Origin of the sequence: Simkania negevensis Z (genome assembly GCF_000237205.1) — a bacterium.
GTDB lineage: Bacteria > Chlamydiota > Chlamydiia > Chlamydiales > Simkaniaceae > Simkania > Simkania negevensis.
Genome location: NC_015713.1, coordinates 2,187,078 through 2,204,069, shown reverse-complemented (window position 1 = coordinate 2,204,069; position 16,992 = coordinate 2,187,078). Strand labels below are relative to the sequence as shown.

General features: G+C 41.8%; 27 protein-coding genes and 1 tRNA gene. 23 read left to right on the top strand and 5 right to left on the bottom strand.

Annotated features, from left to right (window positions below; translation table 11 throughout):
• Nucleotides 1-16: 16 nt before the first annotated feature.
• The 19 genes from rplP (at nucleotide 17) to SNE_RS10680 (ending at nucleotide 10,603) form a co-directional block, all read left to right on the top strand.
• Nucleotides 17-436, top strand: coding sequence for a 50S ribosomal protein L16 (gene rplP, locus SNE_RS10770; RefSeq protein ID WP_013944464.1), 420 nt, complete (start codon nucleotides 17-19; stop codon nucleotides 434-436).
• Nucleotides 437-447: 11 nt separating this feature from the next.
• On the top strand, nucleotides 448-651 hold the full coding sequence (gene rpmC, locus SNE_RS10765) for a 50S ribosomal protein L29 (RefSeq protein ID WP_013944463.1): 204 nt from the start codon (nucleotides 448-450) through the stop codon (nucleotides 649-651).
• Nucleotides 652-657: 6 nt separating this feature from the next.
• The gene (gene rpsQ / locus SNE_RS10760; protein WP_013944462.1) at nucleotides 658-906 is read left to right on the top strand and encodes a 30S ribosomal protein S17; all 249 of its coding nucleotides are present in this window, start codon (nucleotides 658-660) and stop codon (nucleotides 904-906) included.
• Nucleotides 907-941: 35 nt separating this feature from the next.
• On the top strand, nucleotides 942-1,310 hold the full coding sequence (rplN, locus tag SNE_RS10755; RefSeq protein ID WP_013944461.1) for a 50S ribosomal protein L14: 369 nt from the start codon (nucleotides 942-944) through the stop codon (nucleotides 1,308-1,310).
• A 12-nt stretch (nucleotides 1,311-1,322) separates the two neighbouring features.
• Nucleotides 1,323-1,664 carry a 50S ribosomal protein L24 gene (gene rplX, locus SNE_RS10750; protein ID WP_013944460.1) on the top strand — a complete coding sequence of 114 codons (342 nt, stop codon included), beginning with the start codon at nucleotides 1,323-1,325 and terminating at the stop codon, nucleotides 1,662-1,664.
• A 5-nt stretch (nucleotides 1,665-1,669) separates the two neighbouring features.
• The gene (rplE, locus tag SNE_RS10745) at nucleotides 1,670-2,212 is read left to right on the top strand and encodes a 50S ribosomal protein L5 (RefSeq protein ID WP_013944459.1); all 543 of its coding nucleotides are present in this window, start codon (nucleotides 1,670-1,672) and stop codon (nucleotides 2,210-2,212) included.
• A gap of 10 nt (nucleotides 2,213-2,222) precedes the next feature.
• Nucleotides 2,223-2,618: a 30S ribosomal protein S8 gene (gene rpsH, locus SNE_RS10740; protein WP_013944458.1), complete on the top strand. Its 396-nt coding sequence runs from the start codon at nucleotides 2,223-2,225 to the stop codon at nucleotides 2,616-2,618.
• A gap of 23 nt (nucleotides 2,619-2,641) precedes the next feature.
• A complete protein-coding gene (gene rplF / locus SNE_RS10735) occupies nucleotides 2,642-3,184 on the top strand; it encodes a 50S ribosomal protein L6 (protein WP_013944457.1) in 543 nt (180 codons plus the stop codon).
• A 6-nt stretch (nucleotides 3,185-3,190) separates the two neighbouring features.
• On the top strand, nucleotides 3,191-3,550 hold the full coding sequence (gene rplR / locus SNE_RS10730) for a 50S ribosomal protein L18 (RefSeq protein WP_041419494.1): 360 nt from the start codon (nucleotides 3,191-3,193) through the stop codon (nucleotides 3,548-3,550).
• 9 nt (nucleotides 3,551-3,559) lie between these two features.
• Nucleotides 3,560-4,060 carry a 30S ribosomal protein S5 gene (gene rpsE, locus SNE_RS10725; protein ID WP_013944455.1) on the top strand — a complete coding sequence of 167 codons (501 nt, stop codon included), beginning with the start codon at nucleotides 3,560-3,562 and terminating at the stop codon, nucleotides 4,058-4,060.
• The gene (gene rplO / locus SNE_RS10720; protein WP_013944454.1) at nucleotides 4,057-4,509 is read left to right on the top strand and encodes a 50S ribosomal protein L15; all 453 of its coding nucleotides are present in this window, start codon (nucleotides 4,057-4,059) and stop codon (nucleotides 4,507-4,509) included. The genes rpsE and rplO overlap by 4 nt, the downstream gene beginning before the upstream one ends.
• 42 nt (nucleotides 4,510-4,551) lie before the next feature.
• The gene (secY, locus tag SNE_RS10715) at nucleotides 4,552-5,922 is read left to right on the top strand and encodes a preprotein translocase subunit SecY (protein ID WP_408020855.1); all 1,371 of its coding nucleotides are present in this window, start codon (nucleotides 4,552-4,554) and stop codon (nucleotides 5,920-5,922) included.
• A 105-nt stretch (nucleotides 5,923-6,027) separates the two neighbouring features.
• Nucleotides 6,028-6,408, top strand: a complete 381-nt coding sequence (gene rpsM, locus SNE_RS10710; protein ID WP_013944452.1) for a 30S ribosomal protein S13 — start codon at nucleotides 6,028-6,030, stop codon at nucleotides 6,406-6,408.
• A gap of 70 nt (nucleotides 6,409-6,478) precedes the next feature.
• Nucleotides 6,479-6,871: a 30S ribosomal protein S11 gene (gene rpsK, locus SNE_RS10705; protein ID WP_041419493.1), complete on the top strand. Its 393-nt coding sequence runs from the start codon at nucleotides 6,479-6,481 to the stop codon at nucleotides 6,869-6,871.
• A 25-nt stretch (nucleotides 6,872-6,896) separates the two neighbouring features.
• Nucleotides 6,897-7,994: a DNA-directed RNA polymerase subunit alpha gene (locus SNE_RS10700; protein ID WP_013944450.1), complete on the top strand. Its 1,098-nt coding sequence runs from the start codon at nucleotides 6,897-6,899 to the stop codon at nucleotides 7,992-7,994.
• Nucleotides 7,991-8,416, top strand: a complete 426-nt coding sequence (rplQ, locus tag SNE_RS10695) for a 50S ribosomal protein L17 (RefSeq protein WP_013944449.1) — start codon at nucleotides 7,991-7,993, stop codon at nucleotides 8,414-8,416. Before SNE_RS10700 ends, rplQ begins: the two co-directional genes overlap by 4 nt.
• A gap of 229 nt (nucleotides 8,417-8,645) precedes the next feature.
• On the top strand, nucleotides 8,646-9,650 hold the full coding sequence (gene gap, locus SNE_RS10690) for a type I glyceraldehyde-3-phosphate dehydrogenase (RefSeq protein WP_173361973.1): 1,005 nt from the start codon (nucleotides 8,646-8,648) through the stop codon (nucleotides 9,648-9,650).
• 57 nt (nucleotides 9,651-9,707) lie between these two features.
• Entirely contained in the window at nucleotides 9,708-10,460 is a 753-nt protein-coding gene (locus tag SNE_RS12475; protein WP_013944447.1) for a hypothetical protein, read from the top strand.
• Between the two features lie 60 nt (nucleotides 10,461-10,520).
• Nucleotides 10,521-10,603: transfer RNA gene (locus SNE_RS10680), tRNA-Leu, on the top strand.
• A 128-nt stretch (nucleotides 10,604-10,731) separates the two neighbouring features.
• Here the strand turns inward: SNE_RS10680 and SNE_RS10675 are convergent.
• Together SNE_RS10675 and SNE_RS10670 are read right to left on the bottom strand one after the other, a co-directional pair.
• Nucleotides 10,732-11,271, bottom strand: a complete 540-nt coding sequence (locus SNE_RS10675) for a cytochrome b/b6 domain-containing protein (protein ID WP_013944446.1) — start codon at nucleotides 11,269-11,271, stop codon at nucleotides 10,732-10,734.
• The gene (locus SNE_RS10670) at nucleotides 11,271-12,746 is read right to left on the bottom strand and encodes a multicopper oxidase family protein (RefSeq protein ID WP_158307245.1); all 1,476 of its coding nucleotides are present in this window, start codon (nucleotides 12,744-12,746) and stop codon (nucleotides 11,271-11,273) included. The genes SNE_RS10675 and SNE_RS10670 overlap by 1 nt, the downstream gene beginning before the upstream one ends.
• 227 nt (nucleotides 12,747-12,973) lie before the next feature.
• On the opposite strand from SNE_RS10670, the gene SNE_RS10665 reads away from it, so the two are divergent.
• Genes SNE_RS10665 through SNE_RS10650 form a run of 4 tightly spaced genes read left to right on the top strand, consistent with a single transcriptional unit; the run spans nucleotide 12,974 to nucleotide 14,997 of the window.
• Entirely contained in the window at nucleotides 12,974-13,438 is a 465-nt protein-coding gene (locus SNE_RS10665; RefSeq protein WP_013944444.1) for an aminoacyl-tRNA deacylase, read from the top strand.
• 10 nt (nucleotides 13,439-13,448) lie between these two features.
• Nucleotides 13,449-13,898, top strand: coding sequence for a pyridoxamine 5'-phosphate oxidase family protein (locus SNE_RS10660; RefSeq protein WP_013944443.1), 450 nt, complete (start codon nucleotides 13,449-13,451; stop codon nucleotides 13,896-13,898).
• A gap of 26 nt (nucleotides 13,899-13,924) precedes the next feature.
• Nucleotides 13,925-14,470 carry an NUDIX hydrolase gene (locus tag SNE_RS10655; protein ID WP_231919507.1) on the top strand — a complete coding sequence of 182 codons (546 nt, stop codon included), beginning with the start codon at nucleotides 13,925-13,927 and terminating at the stop codon, nucleotides 14,468-14,470.
• Nucleotides 14,467-14,997 (top strand): AAA family ATPase, encoded by a 531-nt coding sequence (locus tag SNE_RS10650; RefSeq protein WP_013944441.1) that lies wholly within the window; start codon nucleotides 14,467-14,469, stop codon nucleotides 14,995-14,997. The genes SNE_RS10655 and SNE_RS10650 overlap by 4 nt, the downstream gene beginning before the upstream one ends.
• On the opposite strand, the gene SNE_RS10645 is transcribed toward SNE_RS10650, so the two are convergent.
• The 3 genes from SNE_RS10645 to SNE_RS10635 all read right to left on the bottom strand — a co-directional run bounded on the left by SNE_RS10645 (nucleotide 14,994) and on the right by SNE_RS10635 (nucleotide 16,974).
• Entirely contained in the window at nucleotides 14,994-15,860 is an 867-nt protein-coding gene (locus SNE_RS10645; RefSeq protein ID WP_013944440.1) for a type III PLP-dependent enzyme domain-containing protein, read from the bottom strand. The genes SNE_RS10650 and SNE_RS10645 overlap by 4 nt on opposite strands.
• A gap of 130 nt (nucleotides 15,861-15,990) precedes the next feature.
• A complete protein-coding gene (locus tag SNE_RS10640) occupies nucleotides 15,991-16,533 on the bottom strand; it encodes a GNAT family N-acetyltransferase (protein ID WP_013944439.1) in 543 nt (180 codons plus the stop codon).
• Between the two features lie 3 nt (nucleotides 16,534-16,536).
• The gene (locus SNE_RS10635; RefSeq protein ID WP_013944438.1) at nucleotides 16,537-16,974 is read right to left on the bottom strand and encodes a WapI family immunity protein; all 438 of its coding nucleotides are present in this window, start codon (nucleotides 16,972-16,974) and stop codon (nucleotides 16,537-16,539) included.
• Nucleotides 16,975-16,992 lie beyond the last annotated feature (18 nt).

The following is a 16,992-nucleotide window of genomic DNA, read 5'->3' as shown; positions in this document are numbered from 1 at the left end:
AGGAGTCGTAAGCACAATGGCACTTATTCCATCGAAGCCAAAGTTTCGCAAGCAGCAAAAAGGGACCATGAGAGGCAAAGCCAAAGCAGGTCAATTTGTGCAGTTTGGTGACTACGGTATGCAGATTCTCGAGCGAGGACGGATTACTAATCAACAGATCGAAGCCTGTCGTGTTGCGATTAACCGTTACTTTAGCCGTAAAGGAAAGGTTTGGATTCGCATTTTTCCAGACAAACCGATCACAAAAAAACCAGCGGAAACACGAATGGGTAAAGGAAAAGGTGGAACTGACCATTGGGTTGCTGTTGCACTTCCAGGAAGAATTCTCTTCGAAGTTGCAAACGTAACGAGAGAAGAAGCCCAAACAGCCTTATTAAAAGCAGCTGCAAAGCTTCCTTTTCGTACTCGTTTTGTTGAACGCATGGAACAAGTTTAGGTGAAGAAAGTATGTTAAAAGCAAAAGACTTGATCAATCAATCTGTAGAAGAACTTGAAGCTCAATACGAAGACCTATCCCGTGAAATCTTCGAACTCTTGAACGAACTCAAACTTGCAAGAAAACTGGATAAGCCACATCTGCTAAAAGAAAAAAAGAGGGATAGAGCACGAATTTTGACGGTTTTACGGCAGAAACAAGTTAAGGGAGCTTAAAAAATTATGGAAAAAGAAACGCAAAGAAAGACTCGAGAAGGTGTTGTTGTCTCTAACAAGATGAACAAAACCGTGACAGTCATGGTAGAACGTACCTATCCTCATCCACGATACCAAAAAGTCATTCATAGAGGAAGAAAGTACTACGCTCATCATGAGAAAGGAGACCTAGAAGTAGGAAAACGCGTTCGCATTCAGGAAACACGCCCGCTGTCGAAGTTAAAGCGTTGGATTGTCGTGGATGTCCTGTCGTAACCGTTAATGAACGTAAGCCAAGTGAGTAATAAAAGATGATTCAACAAGAAACCCAGCTAGAAGTTGCCGACAACAGCGGAGCTAAACGCGTTAAATGCTTTAAAGTGCTTAGAGGAACTCGTAGACGATACGCTACTGTTGGTGATGTCATTGTATGTTCTGTAAAAGAAGCCGATCCTAAAGGAAGTGTTAAAAAAGGTGATGTTATCAAAGCCGTCATCGTTCGGTCCAAGAGTTATATCCGAAGAAAAGATGGTTCGATGATTCGATTTTACGATAACAGCTGTGTGATCATCGATGATAAACAAAATCCAAAGGGAACACGTATTTTTGGACCAGTAGCGAGAGAAGTGCGTGATCGTGGGTTTTTAAAAATTAGCTCATTAGCACCAGAAGTCATTTAAGTAGAGGAAGCGATGAAGAATAAATGGATCAAAAAAGGCGATAAAGTTCTGGTCATTGCAGGAAATGACAATGGAAAAGTTGGTGAAGTCATTGCACGTCGAGAAGATCGCATCATCGTTCAAGGTGTGAACGTCAGAAAGCGCCACACAAAGAGCCGCGATCAAAACCGCAAATCAGAAATCGTTAGCATGGAAATGCCTATCCATATTTCAAATGTAGCTCTTTGCAGTGCAGAGGGTAAAAAGCTGAAGCTCAAAGTGAAAATGGACAAAGAAGGCAACAAAGAACTTGTGAGTGTTGAAGACGGAAAAGAAACCTCGCATAGAACATTAAAAAAATCGGTTAAAAGTTAAGCGTCATGTCAAGGTTAAAGAAGAAATACGTAGAAGAAATTAGAGAAGCTTTAAAGGAAAAGTTTTCTCTAAGCAATAACATGTGTATTCCAATGCTGAAGAAGATTGTCATCAGCATGGGAGTTGCAGAAGCACTTAAAGACAAAAATGCCATGCAAGACAGCATGAAAGAGTTGTCACTTATTTCAGGCCAAAAGCCCATCATGACAAAAGCTAAAAAATCCATCTCAAACTTTAAACTTCGAGAGGGACAAACAATTGGACTAAAGGTGACCCTTCGAGGAATTCGCATGTATGAATTCTTCGATCGTTTCGCAAACATTGTCTGTCCTCGCATTCGTGACTTTAGAGGGTTTGAGAAAAAAGGAGATGGAAGAGGAAGCTATTCGCTCGGAATTTCAGATCAGCAGATTTTTCCAGAGCTCAATTTAGATGAAGTCAAGCGTGAACAGGGAATGAATATCACATTTGTAACCTCTGCTGGAAACGAAGAACAGTGCCTAGAGCTCCTCACGCAGCTTGGCCTTCCATTTAAGCGTAAACAATAGGAGAATATCAATGGCGCTGAGCGATACAGTAGCAGATCTCTTAACTCGCATTCGCAACGCAAAAGATGCTAAGCACAAATATGTCGATGTGAGATTTAGCAAAATGAATCAAGCAATTGTCGATGTTCTGAAAGATAAAGGGTTTGTCATTAGTTCAATTGCTAATGAAAAGAAACATGCCATTCGTGTTTTCTTAAGATACGAAAAGAAAACACGAGAGTCTGTCATTCACGGATTGAAGCGTGTTTCACGACCCGGAATTAGACGTTACGTTGGTTATAATGACATCCCCAAAGTTTTAAGTGGTTTGGGAACAGCAATTCTCTCGACACCGACAGGAATTGTCGATGGGGAAAAGGCCCGAGAAATGAAGGTCGGAGGAGAACTCCTCTGCCTGGTATGGTAAAATTAGAACAATCGGAGAATTGAATGTCACGACTAGGAAAGACTCCCATCGCTCTCCCCAAAGGAGTAGAAATTACTGTTTCAAAGGGAGAGGTACAGGTAAAAGGCCCCAAAGGGATACAGACTGTTCAAATTCCTCATGGCATCGATGTCAAAGTCGAAGAAGGGAATGCAACAGTTCTTTATGACGAGAAGTCAGGGCTTCCAAAACCACGTCATGGATTATTTCGCTCATTGATCAATAATGCTGTCATCGGGGTTTCGAACGGATTTGAAAAGCAACTCAGTTTAATTGGGGTGGGATATCGAGCGGCGGTTAAAGGCGATGTTTTAGATCTCTCACTTGGTTATTCGCATCCTTACCAACTCAAAATCCCATCGGATGTGACAGTTGCTATTGAAAAAAGTGTTCTCATTACGATTTCTGGAATGGATAAGCAGAGTGTAGGTCAGTTTGCAGCAAATGTCAGAGCAGTGCGTCCGCCTGAGCCATATAAAGGTAAAGGTGTTCGATACGTTGGCGAGTATGTTCGTAAGAAAGCGGGTAAAACAGCTAAAGGAAAATAAGCAATGATGAATCAAATCAGAAAGAGAACTATCATACGTAAGAAGCGGATGCAACGCATACGAAAGAAGCTGCGCGGTTCACCAGATAGACCACGCCTTTGTATCTTCAAGTCGCATAAGCATATTGGTGGTCAAATTATCGATGATGAAGCAGGTATCACGCTCGTTGGATTTAGTACACTATCGAAAGGTGCCAAAGGACAGAAAAAGTCCAAAGAAGGTGCGCGCTTTGTTGGAGCAAAACTCGCGGAGCTAGCAAAAGAAAAAAATATTGAGCACGTTGTGTTTGACCGTGGACGTTTTAAGTTCCATGGGATCATCGCTGAGCTTGCCGATGCAGCGCGCGAAAATGGGTTAAAATTTTAAGGAACATCCATGGCTAAGAATAAGACAAAACGACAAGAGGATTTCGAAACCGAATTTGAAGAAAAAGTGCTCTTCATTAACCGCTGTTCGAAAGTGGTGAAGGGTGGACGTAAGTTTAGTTTTTCTGCACTCGTCATCGTTGGCGATGGAAACGGTCGAGTTGGCGTTGGTTTTGCCAAGGCTAACGAAGTTGCTGATGCCATTCGCAAAGCAGGTGAGACATCTCGTAAGAACATCTTAGATTTTGAGATCGATGAAACCACAATTCCACATGAAATCATTTCTGAATGGGACGGTGCACGCGTTTTACTCAAGCCCGCAAAGCAAGGTACAGGAGTCATTGCAGGATCTCAAGTCCGTGCTGTCCTTGAAATCGGTGGTGTTAAAGATGTTGTTGCAAAGAGTCTTGGATGTAACAATCCCATTAACCAAGTTTATGCAACGTTTAAAGCTCTTAGCGAATTGAAAAATCGCAAAGAAACGTTAGCTGCAAGAGGAATTGAAGCATGAAGTTATCTGAACTAAAAAACACTCATCGCAAAAAGCAAGGGACCAAACGCGTTGGTCGTGGTCCTGGATCAAACAAAGGTAAAACCTCTTGCCGCGGACACAAAGGGGATAAGTCCCGTTCAGGTTATAAAACTCGAGCAGGAAAAGAGGGTGGACAGTTGCCACTTTTCAAGAAGCTTCCAGGAAGAGGGTTTCCAAATACTCGCTTTCAAAAGCCGGTTTTTGCTATCAACCTAAACCGGATCAATGAACATTTTGAGGAAGGGGAAACAGTCAACCGCGAAACGCTTCTGAAGAAAGGTTTCCCTGTGCGACGTGCAACAGGCGGAATAAAAATTTTGGCAAATGGCGAGCTCGAAAAGAAACTCGTTATCGAAGTTGATGCTTTTTCTAAAGCTGCGGTTCGCAAATTAGAAGAAAAAGGGATAGAATTCAAACGAGTCAAGTAGAATGAATCCTTCGATGAACGCCGAAGCTGGAGCCCTTTCATGATAGCAGCTCTCAAAAGAGTTTTTGCATTACCCGAACTCAAACAGAAGATCGTCTTTACACTCGCAATGCTTCTGGTTTGCCGTATTGGAGCTTACATTCCAGTCCCTGGAATCAATGGAGATGAAGTTGTTCAGATCTTTCGTCAAATGACTGGCGGAGGGCAAAACCTGCTACAACTCGTTGACGTTTTTTCTGGTGGAGCCTTTGCGAAGATGACCATCATCGCCTTAGGGGTGATGCCCTACATCTCTGCCTCTATTATCATGCAAGTTCTTGTTGCTGTTGTTCCTTCTATGCAACGTGAAATTCGAGAAAATGGCGAAGCGGGAAAGCGCAAAATGGGAAAAATGATTCGAATTGCGACAGTATTTCTTGCTCTTTTCCAATCTGCACTCTTGGCAAAATACGCACTCAGTCTTAACGTTGCCCACCCGGGTGTAATTGTTGATCAGCTCATCAATGTACAGATTGGGGGATTCCCATGGCTTTTTTACTTAGTTATTATGTTTGCCATGTCTGCTGGAACACTCTTTCTCATGTGGGTTGGAGAGCAAATCACTGAGCGAGGCATTGGAAATGGAATTAGTTTAATTATCACGATTGGTATCTTGGCCTCTCTCCCGATGACATTAGGATCGATTGTCAGCCAACTTAACTTAGACTCGCAAGAGCCTGGTCAACTCACTTTTTCATCGATTGTGATCTTATCAATTGTTTTCGTCTTGATCATTATTGGAACCATCTTAGTGATTCAAGGAACGAGAAAAATTCCTTTGCAGTATGCAAGACGAGTTGTTGGGCGGCATGAGACCCAAGGTGGAAGTTCTCACATCCCACTTAAAGTCAATTATGCCGGTGTGATTCCAGTTATTTTTGCTTCCTCTCTCCTTATGTTTCCTGCGACAATTGCACAGTTTATCGGCAGAGGAAATTGGCTTTCGAATGTTGTCATGTGGCTCTCTCCAGGAAGCTGGGTTTACACTACATTGTTTGTGCTCCTCATCATGTTTTTTACCTATTTTTGGACAGCTACTCAGTTTCACCCAGAACRAATCGCTTCAGATATGAAGAAAAATGGAGCCTTTATTCCAGGCATTCGCCAAGGGAAGCCGACTCAAGAGTTTTTAGAATCCACCATGAATAGGATCACTCTTGCTGGGTCAGTATTTTTAGCTTTTATTGCAATTCTTCCTACCTTAGTAGGAAAAATTTTAGGTGTCGATGCTTCTATCAGTCATTTTTTTGGTGGAACATCGCTACTAATCCTCGTCGGAGTGGTTCTCGACACGACAAAACAGATCGAGTCTCATCTCTTGATGAAGCGATATGATGGATTTATGAAGAAAGGACGAATTACAGGTAGAGTCTAAACTCTGAGTTTTAAACTACCTAAGTTCTAAGAGAATAACTTAGGTTGAAAAGATTCTCATAGTTTGGTAACATTTTATCTACTCGTTTAAAAAAGGTTTTAACTTATGCCCCGTGTAATAGGAAACGACATCCCAGGAAACAAGCGACTCGCCATCAGCTTAACTTATATTTATGGTATCGGAAGAGCTCTTGCTCAAGAAGTGATCGAGAAGCTCGGATTGGATCCCAACATGCGCGCACACAATCTGACTGAAGCTGAGATTTCAAAGCTCAATGCAATCCTTCAGACTGAGTACGTGGTTGAAGGGGATTTAAGACGACAAGTTCAAAATAACATCAAGCGACTCATTAGCATTAACTGCTACAGAGGCACAAGACATCGCTCAGGTCTTCCACTTAGAGGACAGCGCACAAGGTGCAACGCGAGAACGCGTAAAGGAAAGAAGAAAACAGTAGCTGGAAAGAAAAAAGCACCACAAGGTTAAGAACCAAGCTTTAGGTTAATAAGGAGTATACGTTTTGGCAAAAGATTCAAAAGCGGCAAAGAAACCTTCAATGGTCAAAAAAGCGCCGACCAAGTCGAAAAAGAAAATCACACGCACAGTGCCAAGTGGAGTAGCGCATGTAAAAGCCACTTTCAACAATACGATTGTTTCGATTACAGACCCTTCAGGAAACGTCATTGGTTGGGGTTCTGCTGGAAAAGTGAACTTTACAGGTTCGCGCAAATCTTCTGCATTTGCTGGAACTGTTGCTGCACAAGATGCAGCGAAGGCTGCCATGAATTATGGCCTAAAAGAAGTAGAAGTTTATCTCAAAGGACCTGGAGCTGGGCGTGAGTCAGCAGTTAGGGGATTGCAAAGTGCTGGATTGATTATCACGATGATTAAGGACCGCACCCCTGTTCAACACAATGGTTGCCGTCCAAGAAAGAGACGTCGAGTATAACATTTGATCTGATAGGAGAAAAAATATGACCGTTAAGTATGGCAAGTTTGAGTTGCCAACGAAGATTAAAATAGACGAAGCGAACAAGTCGGAAACATTTGCCCGTTTCATTGCCGAGCCTTTCGAAAGAGGATTTGGTCATACTGTGGGTAACGCGCTACGCCGGATCATGTTGACCGCACTCGAAGCTCCTTCTATTATCTCTATCAAGATCGAAGGCGTTCCTCATGAATATACTGCAATTGAAGGTGTTATTGAGGACATGACGCATATCATTCTCAACTTGAAAGGAACACTTCTTCGCAAGATTCCTCTCGTTGAAAATAAAGATACGCGTGCGCCAACAATTATTTCACAAGATTTAGATGTCACTCAAGACATGCTAGATACAGGTGGTGGACAATTTGTTGTCAAATTTAAACATATCATGGGTGAATCGAATTTTGAAATGATCAATCCTGATCATCATATCTTTACGATCACTAAACCTATGAGAAAACGTATCGATCTAAAAATTGCTATTGGACGTGGATATGTTCCTTCTGAACGGCACGAACTCCCAGACAAAGTTGTTGACGAGATTGTTATTGACTCTGCGTTTTCTCCTGTGCGCTTAGTGAACTACTTTGTAGAAAACACACGCGTTGGCCAAGATACTGACTTTGACCGCCTCATTCTTGAAGTGACAACAGATGGTCGTGTTTCCCCACAAGAAGCTCTGACGTTTGCAACGCAAATTGGAATTCTACATCTCAAGATTTTTGATGAGTTAAAATTCCAAGAAATTTCCTTTGATAAGGAAGAAATCGAGTACGATACTGATCGTGATCAGATCTTGTCTAAACTTGGTCTTCGTATCAATGAAATTGAACTTTCTGTACGTTCGACAAATTGCTTGGCACAAGCGAACATTAATACCATTGCTGAACTCGTTGTCATGCCTGAATCTGAGATGCTCAAGTTCCGTAACTTTGGTAAAAAATCACTCAATGAAATCAAAGCCAAACTTGAAGAAATGCACCTTCACCTTGGCATGGATCTTTCTCGTTTCGGAATTAACCGTGATAACGTGAGAGAAATCGTAGACGAATATCTTAAGGAAAAGGCAGGGAAAGAATCATGAGACACCGGAAGCAAACTCTAAAACTGGGCCGCACCTCTTCCCACCGACGTTGTTTGATAGCAAACATGCTTAAATCACTTATTGAGCATGGACGTATTGAAACAACTGTGACGAAGGCAAAAGAGCTTAGACGTCATGCTGATCGATTAGTGACTCTTGCAAAGCGAGGAACTCTTGCAAGCCGCAGAGCCGCGATTGCTAAAATGATGATCAACTTCAATCCTCTAACTCCTAAGGAAGCAAGACAAGTAAAGCAAGGCGATCTCTCTCATTACAACACTGACCGTAAGGTCGTGAATAAGCTTTTCGACGAACTTGCTGGACGTTTTGCTGATCGCGATGGAGGATACACTCGCATCGTCCGCATGGGCAATCGTAATGGCGATACTGCACCACTTTGCATTATCGAATACATCAGATAAGTCTTCATGCACTGGAGTAAATGCTCCAGTGCACTTATTTTAATCCCACATATCAATCTCTATTCAACCTGAGTTTTAGCCTTCTTTCACTCATTCTGTAGTTTTTTCTCATTCTACTGAGTACCTCTAGGTTACTCATTGGGAGCCAAAATCCCTCTTTACATTCCTCTTCAAGTCTCGTAACATAAAAAAATCTTAAATAGAATTTTCTAAGAGGACGATTATGGCCATACGTATTGGGATTAACGGTTTTGGAAGAATTGGACGGTCTGTTTTTCGCTTAGCTCATGAAAAATTCAATAACATTGAAATCGTCGGAATCAATGATCTCGTTCCGGCTCCGAACTTAGCTTATCTTGTAAAATACGACTCTATTCATGGACGCTTTTCGAAAGATATTCAAAGTAAAGAGGGAGAATTTTCTGTTGAGGGGAAAAAAACTCACGTGCTTGCAGAAAGAGACCCGAGTAAATTGCCTTGGAAAGACCTTGGCGCAGATTATGTGATTGAGTCAACCGGTCTCTTTACTGAATTAGATGACGCAAAAAAACACTTAGCTGGTGGTGCAAAGCGGGTTGTTATTTCAGCGCCCGCCAAAGGAGATGTTCCAACATATGTCATGGGTGTCAATCATGAAAAGTACAACCCAGGCACTGATCAAGTCGTTTCAAACGCCTCCTGCACAACCAACTGCCTAGCTCCTGTCACTAAGGTGCTTCTCGACCATTTCGGGATCGAAGAAGGTCTAATGACAACTGTTCATGCTCTTACAGCTACTCAACCTGTCCATGATGGTCCTTCAAAAAAGGACTTAAGAGGTGGGCGGTCTGGCTGCATGAACATCATCCCTGCCTCTACTGGGGCAGCCAAAGCCGTGGCGCTTTGCCTTCCTGAAGTCAAAGGAAAATTGACAGGAATGGCATTTCGTGTTCCCGTAGCCGATGTTTCTGTAGTCGATTTAACAGTTAGGCTGACTAAATCGACCAAATATGATACTATTTGTGACATGATGAAGAAGGAAGCGAATTCAACCCTGAAAGGAATTCTAGGATATACTGAGGAAGATGTGGTTTCATCTGATTTCATCGGAGACTCTCACTCCTCAATTTTCGATCGACATGCAGGAATCGCGCTCTCTGACAATTTCTTCAAACTTGTCTCATGGTATGACAATGAAATTGGCTACTCTCACCGCCTCCTTGACTTGATCACGTACATGGCATCAAAAGAGTGAGCTTTACGCTCCTCTTTTAGATTGCAAAATTAACTTTTAAAACATGGAAAGGTACCAGTGAACTTTACACGCGAGCCAATTATTGAAACGATTATTACCCCAAAAGAAGGGTTTAAACTTATTATCCGTAACAGTAACGGAAATTCTCAAGAAGAGCATGAAGTCAGTAGTGTGGAAGTGGTTTCATTTGGAAAATCATTTTTCTTTCGCTCGTTAGAAAAACCCAAGCCATTTTTGTTGCCTGTTTCTGATTATGAGGTTCTTGAAGCACGCGAAACGCGTAGTGTTCTTAAGAAACCTAAGATTGAGAAGTCAATTAAAATTGGTGGAGGAAAAGCGCCTCCTAAGGGGAGAGAAAAAGATATTCCTATTGAAGACATGGAAGAAGAAGTTGTTTCCCAGGAACATAAAAAGAAATCAAAAGGCAAAGCATCACGACGTCGCCGCTCTGCTCATAAAGACGAAAATGTGAATGTTACAACAGAAAGAGTTGCTCCAAAAACAGTTGATGCAGATGCTCCTCTTCCTACTCGTCGCACGCTTCTTCCTCCTCCAACAAGCTTAATCTCTGAACAAATCAATCGTTACAAAGATTTCTTAGCAGCCGAAGGAGCTCTCCTCCCTGAAGAGCTTAAAGAAGGTGGCAAAGTCGAAGAGCTTCCTAGAGAATCTTCAGATGATCTTTCTTTTTTGCCGAAAGAAAAAGTCATATCTCAAGTTCCTCCAATGTTCGATGAAACTTCACATGAAGAAGAAAAAATTGTTGAGCTTGAAGAAGAAGCTCCTGCTTCTCCAGAAGCTGAAGATTAATTGAGATCTTGAATGATAACCCCTCGGAAGAGTACACTAGTTTGTACTCTTCCCATCTGCGCTCGGGTGGTGGAATGGTAGACACAAGGGACTTAAAATCCCTTGGAGGCAACTCCGTGAAGGTTCGAGTCCTTTCCCGAGCACATTTTGATTTCTTATCTTTTTTCCTATTGCACATCATCGAGAAGCTGTCATCGTTTGACAAGGTGACCTGTACCTTGTCTGTACTCTTCCAATTTCCATCTAATGCCGAAGCGGTTATTCTTTAATTTTAAATGGATTTTTTTCGCTCAAGGTAGAAAGTGAGAAGAGCCATACCTACATGACCGCACCAATAGATCCAGACAAAATTAGCAAAGAATCCATGGAGATTTAAGAGCCAATAGAAGTTGGTGCTTAAATGGTCTGTGTGGATAAGGTAATTTCCAAAAAGAAAAGGGCCGCTCAGGCTCATGATGGTGATGGCTATGAGCCCAAAACCTTCGACCATGCCGGGCAGGCCACCGGGCCGGCCGCGGATAGGGATTTTAAACTTGAGGAGGTTTTTCAAATCTTCCTCAATCGTTTTTCTGAGCTCTTTAGTATAGGGAAATTGATGGTGAAGCATGGCTTTATTTTGGTAACAAAAGCTCCAGATCCAATGAATAAGGACGGTGAGTGCTAGAAGGCTTCCAGAAATTCCATGAGGGAGAACCCACAATGCAGTTGGAAGAAAGAGACCTGTTAACATGTTAATCGTTGTGAAGAGAGCAATGCAAAAATGAAGAATCCCTGTGAAGGGATGCCAGTGTTTGAGTTTGACTGGGTTCATTAATAACCTCCGTAAATCCTGCTAAAGTCGACGATTTCTTTTTTAGGAAAATAGGGACGAGTGTACCCCTCGTATTGGACGACTGTAAACATTCCTGCCCAAAGGTGGTAGGAGATGTGGCAGTGAAGTGCCCAAATGCCTGGATTATTGGCCTCAAATTGCACTTTAACTGTTTGTTTGGGCATCACGAGAATGGTGTCGCGTATGGCGCCTGAAAACTGGTCGCCATCGATTTCAAGTACTTGGAAAACATGGCCGTGAAAATGCATGGGATGAGCCATCGAGGATTCATTGATGAAAACAAGCTCCACTCGTTCTCCTTCTTTCACAAATAACGGTTGATCATTGGGCCACACATGGTCATTGATAGCCCATACGTAGTATTTCATGTTTCCTTGCAATTTGATATTGAGGCTGCGATCGGGTTTTTTTGGAGGAAGAGGGTTTTTCGCATGAAGCTCTTTTTCAAAGGAATTGGAAATGGAGCCAACAGTTGTTTTAGTTGTAGTAGAGAGTTTAGGAGCTTCTGCATTCGGTGTTTTTAGAATAGCTCCTGTCACCATGTTTGTTCCCTGGCCTTGAGCTAGAATGGGAAACGCTCCTTCTATTTCAGGGATGGTGACGAGGACGTCAACTCTTTGCGCAGTCGCGAGAGGAAAATGGTTATGATGAATGGGCTCGATGTCACTTCCATCAACAGCAATGACTTCGCTTTTGAGATCTCCAAGTGAGATATGGAATCCATTTCCAACTGAGCCGTTGATCAGTCTTAAGCGAACAGTTTCTCCTGGATTGACTATATAAATTGGGGGATTATCTAAGGTTTTTCTATTGGTGAGAAAAGCATCAAAGTCTACATCATTCAGGTCTTCAGCTCCAAATGGACTCATCTTTTCATTGAGTGAGGGAGCCCAGTTGGCCCCTTTTATTGCAGCCATCTCTACAAACTCTTTTCGCAAGTCCTGCCAAATGGTATCGATACTTTTGAAAGAGAACGCTTCAAAAAAGAGGATAATGTTTTTGTAACGCTCTTTTTCATTAGAGAGAAGAATGAGAGGGGCAGCCATGAGCTTTTGCTCTTGGAGTCCATAGTGCGAATGGGTCCAGAAGGTTCCTGCTTGAACGACTTCAAAGTTGTAAGGTTGCGACTTTCCAGGAGGGATCGGAGGTTGCGTGACATAGGCAACACCATCTTCTTTTACAGGGACGATGAGGCCGTGCCAATGAAGAGTGGTGGGAACAGAGGTTTGGTTTTCAACGACGGTATTGAAACATCCTCCTTCTGTTTTATAGATAACGTTAGGTTCAATTCCGAAAACTTTTGAGGTCTGTCCATTTACGGTGATTTGTTCTTCAATGACTTTTATTGGGGTGGCATCTGATCCCGCTTTTTTACAAGGGCCGTAAGTTCCGGTGGGCTCAGAACAAAAGGTGGAGATGCAAAAAAGTAATGGCAAGAGTTTTCTAATCAACATGGCAGCAGCTTTTTGATTTCTGTTTATAATTTGGATCCTAAAGGATTTGCCTTTATGAGAGGACAAAAATTCAAGGCAGTTTCCCAATCCTAAGATTATAACTTGTTTTTTATCATTTGCCTTCATAAGATGCCCCTTTTTTGTGTTTATACTCAAACTACTTCAAAAGTTGGTTTTGAAGTAGTTTGAGTATAAATCTCATTTCAGATTCTGAAGAGGAGGATTGAATGTTGGATTATGAAGAAAAGTTAAAACAGTACATGAATGAGCATCAGGTAAAAGGAAGTCATCTTTCATTTGAAGTTTCTTGTCATTCAATTGCACAGGCGGCGGAAGCTGTTAATGGTAACTCAAGTGATTTTGTAAAAAATGTTTGTATGATGACTTCAGATGATCAATTGATTGTGGCAATTGTTGGGGGAGAAGGTAATGCGAGTAGTAAGAAGGTGGGAAAAGTTTTAGGTATTGATCGACCACGCCTTGCAACTCCTGAAGAGATTTTGAAGAAAACGGGCTATCCTTGCGGAGGAACACCTTCTTTTGGCTTTTCGGCAATTTTTTTAATTGATCCGAAAGTTTTAGAAAAGGATGTGATTTATACAGGTGGAGGATCAGAGAAGTCTCTAGTAAAAATTTGTCCTTCCTTCCTTCAAGCAATCAATCAGGGAAGAATCGTTAATATCAGGCGATAAGAGAAAAGCGATGGGAAGAGATTTTGATCCTCAAATTGTGTTAGATCAGCCTTTGATGATTCATCTGGCTTCGTTTAGTAATGAAGGCCCGAGGAGTTCTCCACTTTGGTTTCTATATGAAGAAGAGAGAGTTTGGTTATTTGGGTTAACTGGGGATAGTTTTGTTCAGCGGCTAAAAAAAGAGCCGAGATGCGCCTTATCTGTTGTGGATTTTGGCCTAGATATGGGAAAATTGTTGCATGTTGGTGTGAGAGGGAAAGCGATTTTGTATCAAGTTTGTCCCAAGAGGCTTGAGCGCTTTGTTGGGAAATATTTGGGGAAGGATAAAGCTATGTGGAATGAATGGTTTGTGAAACAGGTAGTGAGGCCGTTGGATGTCATGATAGAAGTTCAAATCGATTCAATTGTGGCTAAAAATGTCTCGTTTTTTAAAACGGGTCCGAATTTATCAGACGGTTAAGGAAGGATATGGAACTGAGTGCTGAAATGATACAAATGATTGATCGATTACGTCCGGGAGATCAGATGGAACGGTCCGATCAAGTTTTTACTTTGCAATGGTTGAAGTCTGGAGTGGAAATTTTTAGACGCGAAAAACCTGCAACTCCTCCTGTCCATCTTGTTTCTTACTTTGTGCCGGTAGACTTAGACCTAGGGAAAATTCTCCTTGTACATCATAAAAAGGCAAACTTATGGCTCCCTCCAGGTGGACATGTCGAATGGAATGAACATCCTCGAGAAACGGTGGAGAGGGAAATGTTGGAAGAGTTGTCTGTTGAAGCTCAATTGCTTCAAGAAGATCCTTTTTTTCTAACCGTTGCTCAAACAGTGAATGAGAGTAGCCCTCATACGGATGTTTCCATGTGGTATCTTGTGCAGGGCAATGCGCAGCATGAGTATGCATTTGATCGAGATGAATTTCATGAGATTAAATGGTTTTCTTACGACAGGATTCCGCAAAGCCACATGGACCCTCATCTCAGTCGATTTATGACGAAGTTTTCTCAAGAATTTGAAGGAAGGGCTAGATGAGAATTGCAGTTTCAGGAACACATCATTCGGGGAAGTCAACTTTGGTGGAAGCTTTAGAGAAAGAGTTGAAGGGGTATGTTGCGATGGACGAACCTTATTTCTTGCTTGAGCAAGAAGGGTATATTTTTTCAGATCCACCAGTGGTTGCAGATTTTGAAGAGCAATTTTGGTACTGTCTTGATTTGATTGAAGAAAGTGGGCCGAATGTTCTTTTGGACCGGTGCCCGTTAGATTTTTTGGCTTATGCTATGGTGATCTCTAAAAAAGTGGATGTGGTGTCTTGGATTGAAGAAATGGAAGAGGCTCTAGCTTTTTTAGATTTGATTGTTTTTCTACCGATAGAATCTCCCGATAGAATTTCTGTTCCTTCCTCTGAAAATGAGAAGTTTAGAAAAAAAGCTAATGAAAAAATGGAAGAGCTTATTTTAGATGATTCATTGGGTATTTTGGGAAAAATCAAGGTTTTGGAAGTCGAAGGAGATTTAGAGAGTCGGGTGAGATTGGTTCGTTTAGGAATGGAGTCTTAACTTCCGTAGGCTTTTTTGAGTTGCGCGACATACTCTTCTGTGGTCTTAAATGAGCCCAGAATTTTTTCTATATCAATACGAGAAATTTGGAGTTGTGGGTACATGAATGTTCCTGAGGTTTGCCGGAAGGAACAAGGGACTTTTTTAGGAGTGTCTTTTGAAATCGATTGGACTCCAGAATTTCCTCCATTAGAAAGAATACCGAATTCATTTGTTAGCATGTGATGAAGCTTTGTGAGAAATGGGGATTCTTTGCCTTCTTCTTTCACACCGAGGTCGATGATTTTGATGGTTTGCCAAGGATCATTTGGGATGTTTGAGTGGAATGACCCAATGGCTTTGAGTTGAGAAGAATATTTTGTATTGAAAGTGTCTAAGAATTTGTTGATTTCATCTAATTTTGACCCAAGGGTTGCAATTGTTGGAAGAGTTTCCTTTGTCAGTAGATTTTTAAACAAAAAGTCAAAGAGTTCTGGTAGTGAAGGCTCGATTTCTGGTGGGAGTGAGGAGTGAATAGGAGGCTCAGTTTTTTTGAGAGGGATGCTTGTTGAAGGAGAATTGATGACTGTTGAGTAATGGTATAATTTTCCTGTGAGTAATACTCCTAAAGCAAAGAGCGTAAGCTTTGTTTGGATAGCTAGCAGTAGACCAAGTGTGGTCCAGTTAAACAGTTGTGTGATAGAATACTTGCTCCAAAATATAGGTTCTGCCTGTGACTTTAGCTTTAGGCCATGTGTCATACTTACCGACCAGGTAAGCTCAGCATGGTTAAAAAAAAGAGTTTTCAATGATTCGCAAGGGTGATTTAAAGGGTCGCTTGGGAGAGGACGGTAGAGGCTTGTAAGAAAGGAGACTTCAATCATATTTCTGCCATTTTTTCGAAGAATTATGCCCGAAGTTTCATAATAAAACTAGGTGGATTTTCATCAATTTAAATAAAAAGTTGCATGAAAATGAAGCCGTTGAGGGTCAGAGTGAAAATGATACGCAAGTTTAGCATTTTTTTAATCGGTAAAGGACGTGGGGGCGCATGGGGTGCCCTTCGGGAAGTTTTGAGTTTTCGAAATCGTCTTTTGGGTCGTATGTCATGCCAAGCTTTTCCATAAGCTTACGAGAAGGGGTGTTGGAAGGGAGGGTGAAGGCGACGATTTCTTCAAGCTTTAAGGTTTCAAAGGCATAGGAAAGAACTTTTGTGGCAGCTTCGTAGGCGTATCCTTTTCTCCAATAAGGATGAGCGAGTCTCCATCCGATTTCGATGCAGGGGGTGAAGTGTGCCTCAAAATTTTGGATGTGGAGACCAACAAAGCCGATAAAAGGTATTTTGTTTTTGACTTCCACTGCCCATAGTCCGAATTCTTTTTCTTCGAGCTCTTGTTCTATCCTTTTGGCAAGTTGGTCACTTTCTTCAGAGTTGAGCTTTTGGGGAAAGTATTCCATGACTTGAGAATCAGAGTTCATTTTGGCAAAGAGTGGAAGATCTTCACTTTTCCAGTGGCGGAGAAGTAAACGTTTGGTTTCAAGGGTGGGCGCTGTCATCTCTTACACTCCTTTAAAAGGGTGGGTTGTTTCGATGCGTTTGAGTTCCTCAATGATGGTGGGGAAGTAAGATTGATCGAGTTGGCAGCTGAAACGGTGCTCTTCTTCCATATTGTAAGATATCATAGAGATAACAACTATGCATTGCCCTAAATAGCTCATGTCAAATTCAAAACTAAGGTGGGGCTCCATGAATTCGACCTGCAATGTTCCTGACAAGTTCGCGCTTAGTTTCTGAAAGCTATCTTTAAGATTGGCTAGATCTGAAAGATGGATAAAGGGACCTGAGATTTTGACAGATGATGAAGCCGTTATATAGTGGGCTGTTGCTGCTAGCCAATTTCCATCCCAATAATCATCTGAATCTAGGAATTCACGTTCATGAATCCAAAGCTTCAGGCATCCTATAGATAAGTCTGGTTTGCGCTGGATTTCTATCATGGGTCAAAGTTTAAAGTG

Coding starts and splice junctions, on each gene's coding strand:
- rplQ (WP_013944449.1), top strand. CDS start 7,991: ATGAGACACCGGAAGCAAACTCTAAAACTGGGCCGCACCTCTTCCCAC.
- SNE_RS10655 (WP_231919507.1), top strand. CDS start 13,925: ATGATACAAATGATTGATCGATTACGTCCGGGAGATCAGATGGAACGG.
- rpsM (WP_013944452.1), top strand. CDS start 6,028: ATGCCCCGTGTAATAGGAAACGACATCCCAGGAAACAAGCGACTCGCC.
- SNE_RS10675 (WP_013944446.1), bottom strand. CDS start 11,271: ATGAACCCAGTCAAACTCAAACACTGGCATCCCTTCACAGGGATTCTT.
- SNE_RS10660 (WP_013944443.1), top strand. CDS start 13,449: ATGGGAAGAGATTTTGATCCTCAAATTGTGTTAGATCAGCCTTTGATG.
- rpmC (WP_013944463.1), top strand. CDS start 448: ATGTTAAAAGCAAAAGACTTGATCAATCAATCTGTAGAAGAACTTGAA.
- rplP (WP_013944464.1), top strand. CDS start 17: ATGGCACTTATTCCATCGAAGCCAAAGTTTCGCAAGCAGCAAAAAGGG.
- rplO (WP_013944454.1), top strand. CDS start 4,057: ATGAAGTTATCTGAACTAAAAAACACTCATCGCAAAAAGCAAGGGACC.
- SNE_RS10635 (WP_013944438.1), bottom strand. CDS start 16,974: ATGATAGAAATCCAGCGCAAACCAGACTTATCTATAGGATGCCTGAAG.
- rpsH (WP_013944458.1), top strand. CDS start 2,223: ATGGCGCTGAGCGATACAGTAGCAGATCTCTTAACTCGCATTCGCAAC.
- SNE_RS10650 (WP_013944441.1), top strand. CDS start 14,467: ATGAGAATTGCAGTTTCAGGAACACATCATTCGGGGAAGTCAACTTTG.
- rplE (WP_013944459.1), top strand. CDS start 1,670: ATGTCAAGGTTAAAGAAGAAATACGTAGAAGAAATTAGAGAAGCTTTA.
- rplF (WP_013944457.1), top strand. CDS start 2,642: ATGTCACGACTAGGAAAGACTCCCATCGCTCTCCCCAAAGGAGTAGAA.
- rplR (WP_041419494.1), top strand. CDS start 3,191: ATGAATCAAATCAGAAAGAGAACTATCATACGTAAGAAGCGGATGCAA.
- rplX (WP_013944460.1), top strand. CDS start 1,323: ATGAAGAATAAATGGATCAAAAAAGGCGATAAAGTTCTGGTCATTGCA.
- SNE_RS10640 (WP_013944439.1), bottom strand. CDS start 16,533: ATGACAGCGCCCACCCTTGAAACCAAACGTTTACTTCTCCGCCACTGG.
- SNE_RS10700 (WP_013944450.1), top strand. CDS start 6,897: ATGACCGTTAAGTATGGCAAGTTTGAGTTGCCAACGAAGATTAAAATA.
- rpsE (WP_013944455.1), top strand. CDS start 3,560: ATGGCTAAGAATAAGACAAAACGACAAGAGGATTTCGAAACCGAATTT.
- rpsK (WP_041419493.1), top strand. CDS start 6,479: ATGGTCAAAAAAGCGCCGACCAAGTCGAAAAAGAAAATCACACGCACA.
- SNE_RS10665 (WP_013944444.1), top strand. CDS start 12,974: ATGTTGGATTATGAAGAAAAGTTAAAACAGTACATGAATGAGCATCAG.
- rplN (WP_013944461.1), top strand. CDS start 942: ATGATTCAACAAGAAACCCAGCTAGAAGTTGCCGACAACAGCGGAGCT.
- SNE_RS10670 (WP_158307245.1), bottom strand. CDS start 12,746: ATGTTGATTAGAAAACTCTTGCCATTACTTTTTTGCATCTCCACCTTT.
- SNE_RS10645 (WP_013944440.1), bottom strand. CDS start 15,860: ATGATTGAAGTCTCCTTTCTTACAAGCCTCTACCGTCCTCTCCCAAGC.
- rpsQ (WP_013944462.1), top strand. CDS start 658: ATGGAAAAAGAAACGCAAAGAAAGACTCGAGAAGGTGTTGTTGTCTCT.